The sequence below is a fragment of the Nocardia sp. NPDC006982 genome, from assembly GCF_042869435.1.
GTDB lineage: Bacteria > Actinomycetota > Actinomycetes > Mycobacteriales > Mycobacteriaceae > Nocardia.
The window spans coordinates 30,926-49,180 of sequence record NZ_JBIAFV010000024.1; the positions used below are offsets into that span (position 1 = coordinate 30,926).

Annotated in this window: 2 protein-coding genes (1 of these 2 running past the window's edge); both read left to right on the forward strand. The window is 64.8% G+C overall.

What is annotated here, in order from left to right:
- Complete coding sequence (locus ACFYOW_RS44475; protein WP_387297309.1) at positions 1 to 1,662, forward strand: hypothetical protein; 1,662 nt, start codon at positions 1 to 3, stop codon at positions 1,660 to 1,662.
- Positions 1,659 to 18,255 carry the 5' portion of an MFS transporter gene (locus ACFYOW_RS44480; RefSeq protein WP_387297311.1) on the forward strand. It continues 15,437 nt past the right edge of the window, so only the first 16,597 of its 32,034 coding nucleotides appear in the window; the start codon lies at positions 1,659 to 1,661; its stop codon lies off the right edge, out of view. The genes ACFYOW_RS44475 and ACFYOW_RS44480 overlap by 4 nt, the downstream gene beginning before the upstream one ends.

Consider the following 18,255-nt stretch of genomic DNA (forward strand, 5'->3'; position numbering starts at 1 on the left):
ATGGGCCAGTCGTTGCATATCGATCCTGACCGCGTCCATGCGCTCGTCACCGAACTCGCCGCAGTCGCCGCATCCGCGCACCAAGATCTGACCGAACTGAAGGAGGCCCTGGCTCGCGAGGGCAAGCCCTGGGGTGATGACGAGCCCGGGCGAATGGTCGGCGATGCCTACGAGCCGCAGGCGCAGAAGGGGCTCGAGGGATACCAGAACCTAGTCGACAATCTGCACGGGTTGAGCAAGGGCGTCAGCGAGGTCGCCGACGCACTCCACGACCAGGACCAAGACAGCGGGCAACAGATCCGCAATACCGGGTCGAATCAGCCGGTGTCCGTCGTGCCGGATACGACGTGGTCCGGCACCAACGCACCCCGAACCAGTTCGCCCGCAACCGATTCCGGGGCGAATACCGACAACGCGAACGCGACGCCGACACATACTGGCGGATCGTCTCCCACCTCGTCCACCCAGCCGAGTTCCACTCCGAGCGCCTACCCACAACCGGAGGCCAACGGCTACAACCCGATCGGCCAGCCCACACCATTCGGTCCGCAGCCCGTGTACCCGGATTCGAGCACACCGCTGAACGAACCGGACTCCGCGCCCCAACCTACCGCGCAAACCTCGCCTGGAGACGGCGAGAATGCCACATCACCACAGGTCGCGGACGATTCGGCCCCAGCTGTGCCCGGCGCGACGCCATCCGCCGCCACGGCGCCACCCCGGACCGGCGATCCCGGGGTCGCCGAGAAGCCCGCGGGCACGCCATGGTCGAGAACGCCAGGAACGGCCTTCCCGGCGATACCGTCGGGTACCCCCTGGGCCCGTAGCGGCGCTCGCCCACCGGCACAGGTCTTCGCACCGCCCCCGACCGGCGTCGGCCCGGCGCCGCCCAGCGATCGGAAACGAGAGGACAAGCGACGTAAGAAGAAGCGCGATTCGACCGCGGCGGAGCTCGTCCGGGCGCCGACCGATGCGGCGGCGCTGGCCGCGGCGCATGAGCTCGCCGATCGACACGAACTGCGGATCGTCGGCTTCGACACCTCGGGTATCGGACAGGAGATGGTCGCTCAACTGGCCGCGGCCATCGACGACATTCTCGGCAAATATCCGTTCATCGAGCTCGGCGGAATCGAGATCACCGAACTCGAAGGCCGGATCTCCCAGGTGACCCGGGATCGAGGCGATGAAGGGTCGGAATCGGCGAATACCGGGTCGTGGATCATGCTCGACCGCGCCCTCGTCGCGAATCCGGCGCAGTTCAGCGAAAAGGTCTACGCCGCAATACAATCCGGGAACGCTATAGCCGGATCAGAGGAGCGACCGATGTATTCGACGATCGTCGGCGACCTCGGCCGGATCATGGAGGATCAGGCGGGTCAGCCCATCCGGAGGTTGGCGCAGCGGTCCCTGATCACCGAATATCGCCGCATCAACGGCCCGTGGGGCGCCGGGGATACCCTGGCCCGCATCGTGGGCAGTTACCGGCGATGGCGAGACCAATTGGGCGGCAACAGCATCCTCGACGGCCGGTTCCAGCCGCGCGCGGCGTTGGTTGCGGCATTCGCCGAGGTGGAGTTGCGCGGCGAGGACGCGTGCGGTCCGGCGCGGGTGCTGTATCGGTTGCTGGTGGAGGGCGCGAGAGGGCGGTCGACGCCTCTGTGAGTGTCTCTATCCCACCCCACTTCCCGGACTGGCTGACGCGCTGGGTGATCGGCCACTTCCCCGTCGGTAAGCCCAACGACATCCGCGACGCCGCCGAGGCTTGGGCACACTCGGCCGAACGCCTCAAAGTCACATTGGGGCACCTGGAACGACTCGAACGCGAAGTGGCCGCGGCAATCCAGGGCGAGGCCGGCGAGGCGATCCAGAAACAGCTGAAAACCGAGATCGCGAACACGCGCAATCAAATCGAATTCGCCGACGGCATGGCCGGCCTGCTCTACGACTCGGCCAACTCGATCGAACTCGAGCAGTACATCGTCATCGGTATCGGGGCCGTCCTCCTCGCCAACCTGCTCATCGATACCGCCGTACCGATGAAGGCCGCCAGCGACCGCATCGCCGCCGATGTTGCCGCCACAGCCGCCCGTCGCGACACCCTCGCCTTCCTATTCCAACGCGCCGCTGGCTTCATGGAGCGATTCCCGCACATGGCGCTCGCCATTCGCGCGACCATCATGGGCGCGGTTTCCATGGGCGGTGTCGTCGCCGGTGCCGAATACGTCCAAATCCTCCAGGGCCGCGGCAAGCCCGGTCGCCGTACCAGCATGGATTGGAGCCAAGTCTGGGTGGCGGCGACCGCCGGTGGTGCCGGTGGCCTGGTCGGCTCACTGGCTACCCGCACAATGCTGCCTGCGCTCACTCGCGTCGCGGCCAACGCCGCGACACCGATGGGACGCACGACAGGACGCGTCGTGGCCGTCGTGCTCGCCAGCGCCGGCGGCGGAGCCGCGGGCGGGGCCGGCGCGGCGGTGGTCGTAGCCAAGCTCACCGACACCGAACTCACCGGCCGAAAGCTCACCCAAATGATCCTGATGGGTGCCAGCGGTGGCGCTATCGCGGGCATCGGCGCGGCGGTGCGCGTCACCCGCGCTATGAGCACCGCCCGCGCCCCTGAGGGGACCGTCCCCGAGATCGGCGGATCCCGAGGCAGTCGCGACGACAGCGGGCGCGACGGCCTCCCGGTCCGATCAGCGCCCGACTGGGCCAGAGCACGCGGCAGCGCCGACACGCCTCGGCCACGCGAGGAGACCATCCCTGAGATCGGCGGATCCCGGGACGACAGCTCGCGTGACGGTGTCCCGGTCCGAGAAACCACCGGCGAAGGCCAAGCACCCTGGGAGCCGCCCAAGGAGGCCGTCGCCGATATCAACGAGCTGGGCAAGTTGCGCGACGACGAGAGCGGCGGGTCATTAGAAGATGCCTTCCGCAAACTCGATGAGGGCGGCACCCCGCCGTCTCCGGGTACCGACCAACCGTCATCGGGTACCCCGCAGACCCCGCCCGCATCGCCGACATCGCCCGGCGGCACACCCGAACCCAGCCACGGCTGGAGTTCCTGGGATGCAGCGCTGCGGCAACTCACCGAGGGCGGCTTCGGAGAGGCGCCGGCCGATCCCATGGCCGCACCGGGAGGCTCGTCGTCGACCAACCTTCCCGGCACCGCTCAATTCCACAGCAGCCGACCCGATACTCCGCAGATGAGCCTGGCCGGAACCGTCGTCGCCGCCGAGGGCCAGCCCGGCGCCACGCGGGGATCGGTAATGACGATGAGTGCCGACACCCCCGTCGAGAACAACACCCACGTCGCCACTGCCAAGGATTTCGGCGGCAGCGGCGGCGGCAACGGACCTGGTGTTACCGCGGGACCACCTGTCGCACACGGGGATTCACCGACCGGAGGCGGTCCTGGCTCGGGTTCGCCCAAATCCGGGCACGGGCCGGGCGAACCGCCGCCCGACTCCGACGAGGCCATCCTCCTCAAACTCGACTTCGATCCCGAACCGGTTCCCAATGAGCCGGTCACACCAAGCGGTGACTCACCCGCGGCGCCGCCGCACGCTGCGGGCACCACAGTGGTCGAATCAGGACCGGGCAGTGGGTCCGGCTCAACGCCATCGGCCACCCCGACGGAGGCGAAAAACCCTACCGCGCATGCGGGTGCGACACCCAGTCCCAGCGGTGCACCGGCTGCCACACCTGTGGCCAATCCGCCCCACACCAACCAACAATCCGGGCAACCCAACGCACCTCAGCCCCAGCCCACACCACACGCCGCACAAGCCAACACACCCCAACCCCAGCCCACACCACACGCCGCGCGGGGCAATGCACCGCACCAAGCCAACCCGCAAGGTGCACAAGCCAACTCGCCACAACCGCCGCACGCCGCCACACCGACACCCGGCGCACCCGCAAACGACCTTGCAGCCCAGACGATCCCACCGACAGCACTGGCCGGCGCGGCAGCACTGGCCGGGCATGGGCCGTCGAATCCCGATACCACCGCAGAACACTCGGCATCGCTACCCGCATTGTCCGGCGGGCAGCCTTCCGACAACGACCAGACTTCCGGCGATCCCAAAGAATTCCCCGACCAGGACGAGATCGGGACCGTCGTAAAACCTCCGATGCCCAGCTACGTCCCCGCACAACCGCAGGTCGACGAATACCCCAACAACGCACCCGACGAATACACCAAACCACCCGGCACCACCTACAACATCCCCGGCCAACCCAACCCACCAGACGGCCCACCCCCCAACGCGATTCCGATCATCCCGCACCCGACCACACCGGCGATCCCCGATACCGGATCTGCCATACCTCTAACCGATCGACCACAGGTCCCGATCCCGGATACGGCTGTCCCTGGCGCTCCCGCCGAAGGGAATCGGGACGGTCAGAAGCCGCTCGTACACGACTCCGAACCACCCCTGCCCCGCCACTCCAACAACCCGGCACCACACCTGCCCGCCCAACCCGCCGACCACCCCACCGAACTCAACCCACCCGCCCGCTACGCCACGCCACCAAACCCCGAAACCCCGGGCGCACCAACCGATCCCACCGGAGCTCCGCAGCTCGACCGCCACGGCACGAACTACATCCCGCCCCTCACAACCGAACCCACCCGCGGCGGCGTCCCGCCGACCACGCCCGCGGGACCCTTGCCACAACCGGTGGCTCCGGCACGTCCGGTCCCCATGATGGCCCAAGCCTCGGCGGTCAAGCCCAAGAAGCGCACACCGAAGACACAGCCACCCGAACCACCCAAGCCGACGGCGAAACCACCTGCGCCGATACCGATCCCACGACCCGAGCGCCGTAAGCACACACAACCTTCCACACCACCGATTCGCACGAACGCGACCAAACAGTCGGCACGCACGACCGGACGCGACCTGGCCATCACCCTCGCCGACCCCACCCGTGCGCTGACTGTGCCCGCGCTCACCCGACCCGAGCCGCACGGCCGGAACCTCGCCGAGCAGATGATCAGCGGCGGCCTCGCCACGGCGGTCCGCCCCACCCAAGGCACGGCCACACTGGTCCGCCCCCTCGAGGCGGCTATCACCGAGCTCGAGCGATCACTCGCGGACAGCTGGAGCGACGGACTCTTGCTCGCGCCGGAAGCCGAATCCTCGGGTCGACGCAGCACCGACGGGCACACACCGCGACCTCTCGAGCAGTCCATCGCCGAGATCGATGAGCAGACCATCGCTGACATCAACGAGATCAGCCGTGCCCTCCTCCACGAACTCGGCCTACCCGACGACGGCGACACCCCCTCACTCTCGAACTCGACCCAAGCGCCGACCTCCTCGGCCAACGCGCCCGCGCCCGGTTACGGCTGGAGTTCCTGGGACACGGCCCTGCAACAACTCATCAAGAGCACGTACAACGCACCCGCACCGACCGAACCCAGCACGACATCGGCGAGCCCGTCATCAACCGACCTCCCGAAAAACACCCAATTCCACAGCGATCGACCCGAAAAGCCACAGCCGGGCCTCGCCGGAACCATCGCCGCCGAAGACCAATCGGTAACGCCGCTGACGATCAGTGCTGACTCCCCTACCGGGAGCACCCACTTCGGCACTGCGGAGGATTTCGGCGGCACCAGCAGTGACAACAGGACAGGAGTCACGGCGAAACCGCCTGTCTCACACACGGATTCGTCGTCCAACAGCGGACACACCTCGAGTTCGACCATCTCCGGTCACGAGCCCAGCGTCCTCGATCTCCACTTCTTCGATAACGAGACGGCTGTCGAAGACAACACCACATCGGGTACCGCGACGGAGACGAAGAACCCAGCCGCATCCGAGGGCGCACCGCCCGGTCCTCCCTCCGGACCAGCAACGCCCACACCGGCGGCCAACTCACCGCAGCAACCCCCACCCGCCTCCGGCGCGGCAGCGAACAACCCCGGCGCGCAGGCGCTCCCGCCAGCGGCAATCGCCGGTGTCATACCAGGGGGACTTGGACCGTCGAATATCGCCGCGGGACTCTCGACACCGGCACCCGCGATGACCAGCGGACAACCTACCGACAACGACCAAACCTCCAGCGATCCCAAAGAATTCCCCGACCAGGACGAGATCGGGACCGTCGTAAAACCTCCGATGCCCAGCTACGTCCCCGCACAACCGCAGGTCGACGAATACCCCAACAACGCACCCGACGAATACACCAAACCACCCGGCACCACCTACAACATCCCCGGCCAACCCAACCCACCAGACGGCCCACCCCCCAACGCGATTCCGATCATCCCGCACCCGACCACACCGGCGATCCCCAACACCGGATCCGCCATCCCCCTCACCGACCGACCACAAGTCCCGATCCCCGACACCGCCATCCCCGGCGCACCCGCCGAAGACGACCAGGACCGGCAGAAGCCACGCGTACACGACTCCGAACCGCCCCTGCCCCGCCACTTGAACAACCCGGCACCACACCTGCCAGCCCAACCCGCCGACCACCCCACCGAACTCAACCCACCATCCCACTACGCCACGACACCCAACCCCGGAACCCCCGGCGCCCCAACCGAACCCACCACCCCCCAACTCGACCGTCACAGCACCGACTACAACCCACCCCTAACCACCGAACCCACCCGCGGCGGCGTCCCCCCAACCACACCCGCCGGACCCCTGCCACAGCCAGTCGTCCCCGCCCGCCCGATCCCAACGGCTCAGGCGTCGGCCAGCGACCCCAAAAAACGCAAACCCAAACGCAAACCGCAAAAGCCACCCGAACCACCCCAGCCACCACCACCCCCTCCGCCGCAGGAGTCCCAAGAGAACGCGGCTGCGCCCGCCGTACCGACGCCGGGACCGCCCACACCCAAGCGGCCCAAGCGCAATCAGTCGAACGCGCAGGCGGCAGACCGAGCCGTTCGCACGGCACTGCGAGATTGGCCGCATGCCGAACAGGTCGACACCGCCGAGCGGATAGCGGCGGCGTTGGTTCAGCAGGCGCTCACCCGGCCTGATTTCGATCCCGGGAGGGATCGCGATCCGCGAGTGTCGGCATCGATTCATGGAGAACCGGGCAATCGGTGGGCGATCATCGAGGTGGCAGATGGAAACGGCGAGATGCCTGTGCGCTCCCAGGACGGCAAACCTGGGTGGCCTGCCATCGACTCGATGATCGAGAAAACGGAGGCGTCGGGCTACGAGTTGCCGCGGGGTGCGGGAAAGACGGTGTGGTTCAAGCTCTTCGAAGCCGCGGGCGACGGTGATCCATCCCAGGCGACGTCCGATCCGGATGTCGACCTGATTTTCCCCCCGGGCACCGTCGAGCGCGGCGCATCGCAAGCCCGGCGGGAGGTCCGCGAACTGTTGCGGCAAGCTGGTTTACCGGACGAGCGAATCGATGACGTGCTGTCGGTGGTTTCGGACGCAATGCAGAACGTCGCTCGATACGTGCCCGACTCGGATGCACGAGTACGGGTTTGGCGAACCGGGCGGGTCGAGATCGGCGACGACAGCCAAAATTTGCCGCGGCCGCAGGAAGACAGTGATACCGACCCGTTCGCCGATGAGGAAGCCGATGAGTGGGCACTGGGCGTGTTGTTGCCCGGCACCCATGGCCGCTTCTTCCGGGAGATGGTGGGTCAGCTTGCCAACACATGGGGCGTCAGCCTGGAACGTGCTGGGGGCAAGACGATTTGGTTCGACTTCGGGACGACAGATCCTGCCGACGTCGCTCCGGACAACGACGACTCCGGTTCCGACACCGCGACCCCGCCGTCACCTCCTGAACCGGGTGTTCCCGGGGCAGTGCCCACCGCACCGCACGCTGACTCGTCCGACGGATTGGCTTCGCCCGCTGAAACCGAGCAGCCGGAGGAGCCCCGCCCGCGGCAGTCTCCAGAAGAACTGCGCTTTCTCGAGTGGTACCGAGGGCGGCTGGCGGATCAATCTGGGCTGCCGCGACAGAGCCTTGCGGAGTATGTCGAGATGCATCACCTGGAAGTCGGGCAGGTGCAGCGATGGCTGGCGCGGTCGGGGCTCGCAGCGAGTGACCAATCGGTAGAGCCGATAGCACAGCTCCCGTGGCCAGGAGACGGCGACAAGACGACGTGGCTGTCCGGATTGCGCCGATACCTCGGGGTGGCACCAGCGCGAATGGACGAATTGATCGATGCGCCGCAGGGGACCTGGGAGGCGGTCGAACAGGGAGGCCCGGATCTCGAGATCGACCAGGTCCGGTCGCTTTTACGCCGCGTTCCCTACGCCCGAAGAATGTACGTGGATGCCGCCTCCTATTATCCGGAACTATTAACACGGAATGGGGTCCCGGCATACCCCGAGGGTTATTCCGATATCGCACAGTACATTCGCTCGCTGCGTAACGAATCAGATCTTTCGGAAGAGGAACTCGGCGCTCTGATAAGCAAGTCGCGGAGCACAGTAATAAACTGGGAGTTAGGAACGACTTGGCCTCCTCGATCGGCAGTCGAGATGATCAGCGAAGTTGCACCGTTCGCACATAATGCGTCAAATGACGAGCTCGCCGAATGCTTTACCTACTTGCCGAGGAAGAACCTTGTATTTCCCGATCCCCGTGCAGTCGAATCGCTCGGCGAATATCTGCGATACTTCCTTAGGCTGAACAATGTCAATGACGCGGATGCGGCACGAGCATTCGGGATTACCAGGGTAAAGGTAGGCCGCTACAAGAAGGGCCAAGAACTTGACGAACTTGCCATGCTGGGAATCTATCGCGACGTCCTGCGGGACCAGAGTGTTGGCACATGGAACGAACTGGCCGAGGCATGGGGTTATCGCTACCGAATGGATCCGGCAGGTGAAACAATCCCCGATGCAGCCTTCTACGAGACGGTACACGACTGGTTGACGGCAATTCGGCTGTACTATGGTATGAACCAGTCTGAGTTCGCCTCCCTGATCGGACTACCGAAGCAGACGATCAGCCGAAGAGAGACCAGGACCAGGCCTTCTGTCGTGGCCCTTCGCGAGCTGCGGGACATTCTCCAAGCTGCCGACGTGCCGGTTCCGGGTGCAGCTTTCACAAATGACACTTTGATGAAAGCATTGCAACAATTTTACGCGGGCACGGACGTTGGATCGGGAGACGAAGAGGATAATCGACTGATCTGGAATCTGATCGCGACTCGCCCCGGGTCCTCCGAGGAGCGCGAAATCAGACGCCAGATTTTGGAGAAGTACGCGTGGATCGCAGAGGCAGCTATTGCGTATTGGACAGTCCCGGGAACGGAACGTCAAGATCTTCTCCATTACGCTATCGAAGCAATCGGTGCCGCCACCAGAACATTTGTCCCGCCGGGAAGTTTCATTCGCGCTGCTCTGTCGGATGCTCGTTTCGCCATGAAGTTTGCGTACTACGATCATCTGTACCCGAATTTCGGGAGGAAAGATCTCCAACGGATTGTCGCCGTCGACGCATATATCAGGAATCGCACCAAAACTGGCGATTCAGAACCCGATAATATCGAAATAAGTCAGGCGCTTGGACTAGACCTCACCAAAGTCAGCGAGGCAAGACAGCGGATCCCCCAGCGAAAACCGGTGTTTCTGGAGTCGCAGGTCTCCGACGAGGAAAATTCCGACCCGAACGAGGACGATAACCCGTCGGTAGAGGACGCGGCCGCTCCCATTGCCACCGCCGCCGGGCCGGTGGATGAAACGTTTTCGAACATGCCGAAGATTCGAGAAGCCCTGCCGAATCTCTCCGACAAACAGCGGCGTGTTGTGCTCAACTACCTCATCGAAGAAATCTCGCTTGCCGAGATGTGCACAGAACTGGATATCGAGCCGGAAGCGGCTCGCAACCTCATCGCACAGGCCGCCGAAAGCCTCCGCTCGGCGTACACCGACGAACCGAACGACGAACCCATCGCTACACCGAGGCAACGGCCCGGACCCGCACGTCAACGCCCAGCCGGTCCAGGCAGGCCGCACCACCACGCGGGCAAGCCGCGCCAGCGATTCAGCGGCGGGATCGGACCCGACGAATTCGACCCATTCATGCGGAACCATCACAGCGATGGCGCACTTGGCCCCCATGGACGCCGCCGACGCCAATCGGGCGCAGGGAATCGCGAACCTGACGGCACCGCAACACACCCGGACCAAGATCCTGGCGGCCTGACGAGCCAGGCCGACGTCCCCTCACCCCATGCCACCCCGAGCGGCGTCGGACCTGGCAGGTCCGATACAGATGCTGCCGTTGCGCAGCTGGGCGCCGCAGTCGACATCGGACTACTGGAGTTGGTGATCGTCGGGGTCGAGGCGGAACGCGATGCCGCATCGGCGGGGCCTGCTTCGGATGTGGAGCCGGTCGAGCGGCTCGATAGCATGCTGGCCGGGCTGCGCGAGTTGCGCGAAGCAATGAATCGATCGGATGTGCAACCGGACCGGTTCCGGACGCTGGTCCACCACTTCCATGCGGTAGCGGAGCGGCTGGCGGCAATGACCGACGCCGACAACATCACGGACGAAAACCGCCTCCCCGCAGCCGGGGTCCAGCAGGTCTACGACCTTCGTGATCGGGACCGGCGGGCGGCCGAGGCGGTACGTCGCCACCAGGCCGCCGACGCCCGCGTCGATCAGCTCGCGGCGAAGTTGGACGCGCCCCCGAGCGGCGAGCCGACTGGCACCCCGGACAGGGGCCTGCTGGAGGCTATCGATACCGGCCTGATCCGGACGGTTCATACGACGCTCGAGGCGGAATGCGCTGCCGCGTTTGTGGATCCGCGCATCGCGGCGCCTGCGGAGGTGGCACGTTATCAGAAGCTGCGCGGAATGCTCCGTCGGATCACTGAACTGCTGGACGTAGTGGATGATCAGGATGCGGAGATCGCACAGGACCGACTGCGATCGCTGGTCCACCACTTCCATGCCGCCGCCGAGTGGTTGGCATTCAAGGACGCGAACAACGTCGATGCGACGAGCGTCCGACAGGTCTACGTTCGTGCTCGGGAGCAGTTGGTCACGGCGGCTGTCAATCGTTTCCGAATGGCCGACGATCGCGTCACCGCGCTCGGCAACGAGTTGAACGCGGCCCAGCCCAACAGTCCAGGCGTGCCTGAGTCGGCGGCAGGTACATCAGTAGTCCAGAATGCCCTTGCGAATCTCCTACAGATATTCGACCGGACGCGAACACCCGAAGAGCTTCACGAAATATTTCCGGATATACCATTCGACGATATAGTCGCCTTGTCGGAAATCTCGTATCAAAAGAATGGAATGAATGCGCCGGGTCGCTCCCGTGAAAGTCTCGAAATTCTACTCCGGAAAATATGGGAAGATCGAGAGAAAATCAGGACAGCCAGGGATGTCTACAAAATTCAGAACGCACCGTCCGAGACCGAAGCGGACACGGTCAGCGACCCCGGATCCCATCTCCGAGCACTGGTAGGCATTCTCGAAGGGCGGCCCACCGAACTACAGAATGCGACGACCGACACCTACTCGAACGGGCCCATGAATTTCGGTGTCGACGAGGCCAAATATGTGGTCGGCCTCCCTGACAACATCAAATTCATCCGTTACTACCGAGACCGCGCGGCCACCGGCCACAATTTCCGTGTCTATGTCCACGCACATCCAGACGCGGCGCCCGCACTGATGCACGATATCGTGCACGAGATCGTCGACCAGCCGGATCACTATGCCGGTGTCGAGAGCGCAAAAATCGCCGGACCAGGTAAGTGGTCGAGCGACAGCATCGTCATCTATGTGGACGAACTCGAAGACGCCCTGCGGATCATGCCGTGGCTACGCAGATATCAGGAGCAACACCAGGACGCCTTCTTGTGGGCCGTTCCCGCCATGACGCACCAGGTTATGGCGGGCGTTGGAATCGGCTCCGACTCAGCGGATGGGAGCAGCTTCGGTGACCTTCGGTCATCGCCCATCTTCGCGGCCTTGCGATCGACTCTGGCGGCCGGTGGCGACTTCGCGACATTCCACTACGAAGCCATCGCTGCCTTGGTCGACACCGGCGTGGATCCAGATCACCCGTGGCTGCCGGACGGCTCGCCCAGATGGCGAGATCACTATGAGGTCAATCTGCTCTCCGCTGCCGGTGTGACCGACCGGGGCGGACAGCCCGACGGCCGGCAACATAATGTGAACGAGGATTTCTTCGCGCTCACGACAGCCGATGTCGGCGACGAGCAGTGGACCTTGGCAGCGGTGGCCGACGGCATATCCAGCCAAGACCACAGCGAAGAGGTATCAGCTGCGGCCACCACAGCAGCCGCCGCTGTTCTTCATGAGGCGGCGGCCGACGTTGCGCTCGGCGGCAGGCCCGACCCTGTCGAGACCGCGAAGCGTGCATTCAAGGCCGCCCACAGCGCCATTCAGGATCTGATCACGGCGAAATACCCCGCATCCAACCATCCGCCCGCGACCACGCTGGTACTGACCATCGCTACTCCGACGCAGCTCATCACCCTGTCGTGCGGCGACTCCCCCGCCTTTTGGATCCCAGCCGACGGCGGTCCCGCCATCCAGTTGACCAACGACGACCCAGCCATCGTCGAAATGGCGAAGAGCCTCAAAATGACCGTTCACGCGCTGCGCCATTCCTGGCTCGCTTCAGGTCTGAACAGCTACCTCAGTAAGGACACCGAACTGGGCGAGTTGCAGCCCAACGTCCACCACATCGCCGAAAGCGGTTTTGTGGCCTTGGTCTCGGACGGCGCCGCGAACATCCATTACGAGGACGAGTCGAGTACGGAGACTCCCGAACAGAGAATCGCCGACTCGTTCAGACAGAAGCTGGAGCAATCCGGAGGAAATCTACTCGATACGACACGGGCGTTTGTGGAGTCCGCCATCGATGCGGGTGAATACGACAATGTCACCGCAGTAACGATCGGCTGCCAGTCCCCTCGCCCAACCCCCGCCGCACAATCCACGAACACGTCGAAGGAACGGGACAGCCAACCCGCTCCACTGACCGACAGCGCGATCGATGTCGCCACGCCGACACAGGCACCAGCCGGTGCGCCCGAACCCGCACCGAAAACGCAGTCCGAAGTGCTGGCCTCGGAACAAGTCGCGTGGCCCGAGACAGCCCAGCCCGTGCCTGGCGCGCAGAATGCGAACGACGCGCCGCAGGACGCCACTGGTGCCAACGGTGGTGCGGCGTCCGCGCCTGCGGTAGCCGATCATGGCTCTCTGCCCGCATCCCCGCAGGATCAGCACAAACCTGGTGGCGGGGGCGGGCAGTCCCCCGGCCCGGTGGTGGCCTTCCAGGATGTCTTCGCCCCCGAACGCCCCGCAAAGAGAGGGCGCCTGGGATTAAGAGACGGGCTCGGACTCGATCCCCTCGTCTTGAACCACCACCATCCGAAAGGTGATGGCCAAGAGTGGGGCAGTCCAGCTTTCGACAACGCCCCACCCCGTGAAACCACTTCGGCCGCAAACAGTTCCGAAGAGACCACGCCAACCGTCGAGCCCCCGGCTACCGCCGCTTCCGGCTCTGCTCATGCTGTGCCCAGTGCAGAACAGGTCGACCATTCCGGCGTGAATCCGGACAGCGGCGGCGAGCAGTCCGATCCGCAGTTGCCCTCGGGCGTGGCCACGCACCCTGCCGAGACGGTGGCAGTCGAGTCCACGCCGCAGACGCCGACCGCGCAAGATCCGTCCGCGGACAGCATCCCTACTGGCCCGCAGGAGGAGCTCGCCGCTCAGGCTGATAATCGCGAAGGCAAGTCCGAAGGCGAAGGCGCAGTTGGCGATCCGGACGGCGCGCGGGACAGCAGCGTGGCGCATGGTTCTGGGAGCGGCAACAGTGACGACGGCGGCGAACGTGGCGGTGGTCGAACCGAACAGCCGTCGACGGAGCGGGCAGAGTTACTGCTGGAGTTGTTCCCGGCGGAGTCCTCGGCACAGGAGCTGACAGATATCGCGCAAGCCTACGGCTGGCGCGAAACCGTGAAAATGGCTTTGCGCCAGGCGATCCGGTCGGGCCGAATCCCACTGGAAACACGACTGCCCGCCGCCGGTCCGGTCGCCACACTGCTCGATTTGTCGACATCGACTGTGGACATGGCTTACCAGGACCTGGCCGCCGAAGGCTATCTGGCGAGAACCACGCACGGCACGACGGTGGCCGACCACGATCAATGGCCGAGCGAACCGGCACCCACCCTCGCCGTGCCGATGACCCCACAACAGCTGCTGGACAAACTCGCCGCGCAATCGCCAGCCAAGGCGTTGACCGAAATCGCACGGCGGCTCGGTTGGCGCGAGACCATGGAAACGCTATTGCGCCAGGCGATCCGGTCAGGCGCGATACCGGAGGGCGCCTTGTTGCCCACAGCCAAAGCACTTGCCAGCCAGCTGAACTTGTCACCGCCAGCGCTGCTGCCGGTATACAACGCCCTGGCCGCAGAAGGCTACGTCGAACTCCCGACCGCCCGCGGCACCACGGTGGCCAACCACGATCAATGGCCGAGCGAACCGGCATCCGCCCTCGCCGTGCCGATGACCCCGCAGCGACTGCTGGACAAACTCGCCGCGCAATCGCCAACCGAGGCGTTGACCGAAATCGCACGGCGGCTCGGTTGGCGCGAGACCGTGAAAATACTACTGCGCGAGGCGATCCGATCAGGCGCGATAGCGGAGGGCACGCGGCTGCCCACAGCCAAAGCACTCGCCAGCCAGCTCAACTTGTCACCGCCAGCGCTGCTGCCGACATATAACGCACTGGCCGCCGAAGGTTATCTCGAAAGGCGCGACCGCCGCGGCACCAAGGTGGCGAACCACGCCCAATGGCCCGAACCGCATCAGCCGCCGCACGCGGGCGCCGACAACGACTCGGCGACAACCGATCCTGGTGCGCCCGAGATCGTGGATGAGATGGCATTGCCCGCAGGTGGGGGCGTTGGCGGGGGCAATGGGGGTGGATCCGGCTCGGGCAGCGGAGATACGAGTGGACCTGGCACCGCCACCCCACTCGACGTCCTGGATACCATCGCCGACGCTCTCGGCGAGGCGCCCAGATCCCCGGCCGCCGCGAACGAAGTCACCGCGGCGCCGCGCCGTCGCGGCGCGGAGGACGTCATTGCCGACGCCGACGCCGCCCTGCGCGAGCATGCTGAAACGGAAACACTGCCAGCGACGGATGTACCGAACGGCCAGCAGCGGGACGCGAGTCATCCGCACTCCAGCGGTGAAACCCAGACGAACCCAACGACTTCCGAATCTTCCGAGACCGCCGCCCACCCTGACATCGAGCCTCCGGCCGCGAGCGGGGTCGCCGCACCGACTCACGATCCGAACATCGACCACGAATCAACGCACACCGCAACAGTTTCCGGCGATCCCGCCGTCGTTTCCGACCAGCCCGCAGCAGCTGCTGAAGACAGCCTGGTCTACGACCTCCTGATGGCCCAGGTCGGCAACCCACTGATAGCACGAAATCTCGCCGCCAGGGTCCACGCACGCGCAGCACAGGAACCACTACCCACCGAAACTGACTCCGCGGCACAACGACTGCTCGAGATCATCGACAACGTCGTGGCCGAACATCGAATTGCAATGGCACAACTCGATGCGGTCTTCGGCAACAAACCCGTACCCGGAAAACCGAAAGCCCCCGCCCACCTCCAGCACGGCGGCGTCTTCTTCCACAATCTCCCCGGCCAACCACCAACCCCCGAAAACCCGGACGAACCAGAGGAAACCGGCGCGGAGCAGTCCGCTCCTGCGGGTAAGAGCCAAAACCCGACGGGCCCAAGTAGTTCCAAAGAACCCACCGATCCGGCAACCAAAGCCCCGTTGACGACACGAGAACTGCTCGCCGTCAACAAGCCCTTCGCGCATCTGTTGCTGGGCACGGTTTACAAACCGGGCGGGCAGGCCCTCAACAAGTTCGGCTCCGTCGCTGCCGCGAGCGCCACGCCATACGTAGCGATGAACGCAGGGGTGCCACCCTCCCTCGCCGCAATCGTGGCAGCCGCGGCGTGGGGCCCGAAAATCCTCGACCCGCTGTTCGGCGTAGCCGCCGACCGCAATCGGCGAAAAGCAATGCTCTACGGGTTATCGGCGAGCGCGGTAGCCGCAGCCACCGCCACTGGGGCGGTCCTATTCGAACCGTCCAATCTCGGAACCATACTGGCCGCAGCGGCACTGGGCGAATCTATCGGCGCGGGCCTCTATTTCCGTGCCTTCCAAACAGGCGCCGCTGCTCTGCTCACCTTGGACCAACTACACACCGGAAATGACCTGAGAAATGTCACCAGCGGGTCAGCGGAGGCCGCCGGACAAGCATTCGGCGCCGGTATTGCGGGCATCTTCCCCACGGTGCCGTTCTTCCTGAACACATACTCCACAATCTCGAATCTCACGAATATTTGGAAATTGCCGCTTCCGCCCCAGAATCGGGAGCCCGGGAAACAACGCCGCATATTCCCTGATATCGCTAAAGGCGCGCAGGCGCTGTGGAAGGAGAAATTCCTCCGCGAATACACCGCGATCGCCTCGATCAACAACGCCGCATGGGCGATGATGGGGTTCCGCACCGCCACAGTGCTGGAAGCCTCCGACCTGCCGGGCTGGGCCACCGGCGCGGTGGTTGCCGCACCCGCGCTCGGTGGGATTATGAGCGGCGTTCTATCGAAGATGACTCGCAAGCTAGAGCCGACCACCTTCTACCCGGTAGCGCTCGCCAATATGGCCGGATTCTTCGCGCTCCAGGCAGCGACCACCAACCCTGCCGTGATAGCCGTCTCGACATTCGCGGACTCGCTGGTGATGTGGACCATGAACAGTCGGGTCGCCTCCTACGAGGCCAGTGTCTTCCCCGACGACATCCGAGGCCGAGCTGGGGGCGTGAAAGGCCTGTTCGTGGGAGTCAGCCCCGCCGTCGGATTGGCTGCGAGCAGCGCCCTTGTGGGCAGCGCCGCGGCGACCACGCACAGTGGCGACACTCTCGCCGCGTTGGCAGCGACCATCAGCGCCGCCGCCGCGGCTGGCTACAGCATTGTCTTCTTCGTCAGAAAGGGCCATGTCTTCGCCAGAATCGTTACTCGGGGCCGAGGCTGGTTCGGACGGCCCTCACACAAGCCACTGCCGCCAAAAGCACCGGCTCAGGTGCACACTCAGAAACCAGTGGGTTCGGCCGAGCACGCTACGCCGAACACACAAACCCCCGACCCCACCGTCATCCGCAACTGCGCCATCCAAATCAGCCGCGTACACCGAGCACTCGGCGACGACACCGCACCGGAACCCAAGGACAAAGACCCGAGATGGGACGCCGAAGACAACTGGCGAATGATCGAGAAAACCCTTGGCGCCCAACTCCGCCCAATGAAAACCAAGGGTACCGACCCGGTTGCCAAGGCCGTCGAAATCATCCGCGACAAAGGCAACAACATTGACAGGGTCGCGGTCAGCGTCGGCACACATATCCACTACGTCATCGACGTCGAGGGCGAAATCCTTGTTTTCGACACCAACATCCACGACCCCGACAACGACACCCTGCACGTGCGCAACGTCGATGGGGACGAGAACGGCGACAACAAATGGCAACCTTCCTACGACTCCTTCGAAGACAGCTTCTACGCCGCGTTCACCCGCGATGAGGACACTCCCACGCCTGCTCGCCGACCGTTGCCCAGGTTCCTGCACATCAAACATCCACCCAAGCTCCTTGGGCGCCCCGACAGTCCGCAGGACCCAGCCGATCCCCGCGAGCCCGCCCAGTCGACATCCGACAACACGCCGAGTGACCAGGCAAGCGCGAACGCCGCCGGTTCCGAACCGAGAAAGGCTACGGGCCAACCGAATTCAAAACCATTCGGCGTCGGAGCCGGAGAGCACCCAGCGGCGCTGCGGGAGCAGGCGCGCATTCACCGCCCCCCGGCTACCGCCGCTTCCGGCTCCGCTCATACGGACGTGGCACCTGGTTCCGCTACTCACCAGACCGGTGCGGGTAGCGATACGACCCATCCCGCGGAGAAGACAACCGGTGCCAAAACCACCGCAGAAACCGAAGACCGCACGGAATACGACACTGTGCAAATACCAGGGCGCCTGCACCGACCGAAAGCGGCCATACGGCACCTGCGCAGCAGAGTGCATACCACTGCTGAAGGCTTGACCGACGACAAAGGCGCAGCCTATACCACGCGGTCTGATGGCGAGGTCTTCTTTTTCACGGCAAACGGCAAATGGACGATGCCGGCGCGGCATATCGATCTATTGAGCACATTTGACGATCCCGAAATAC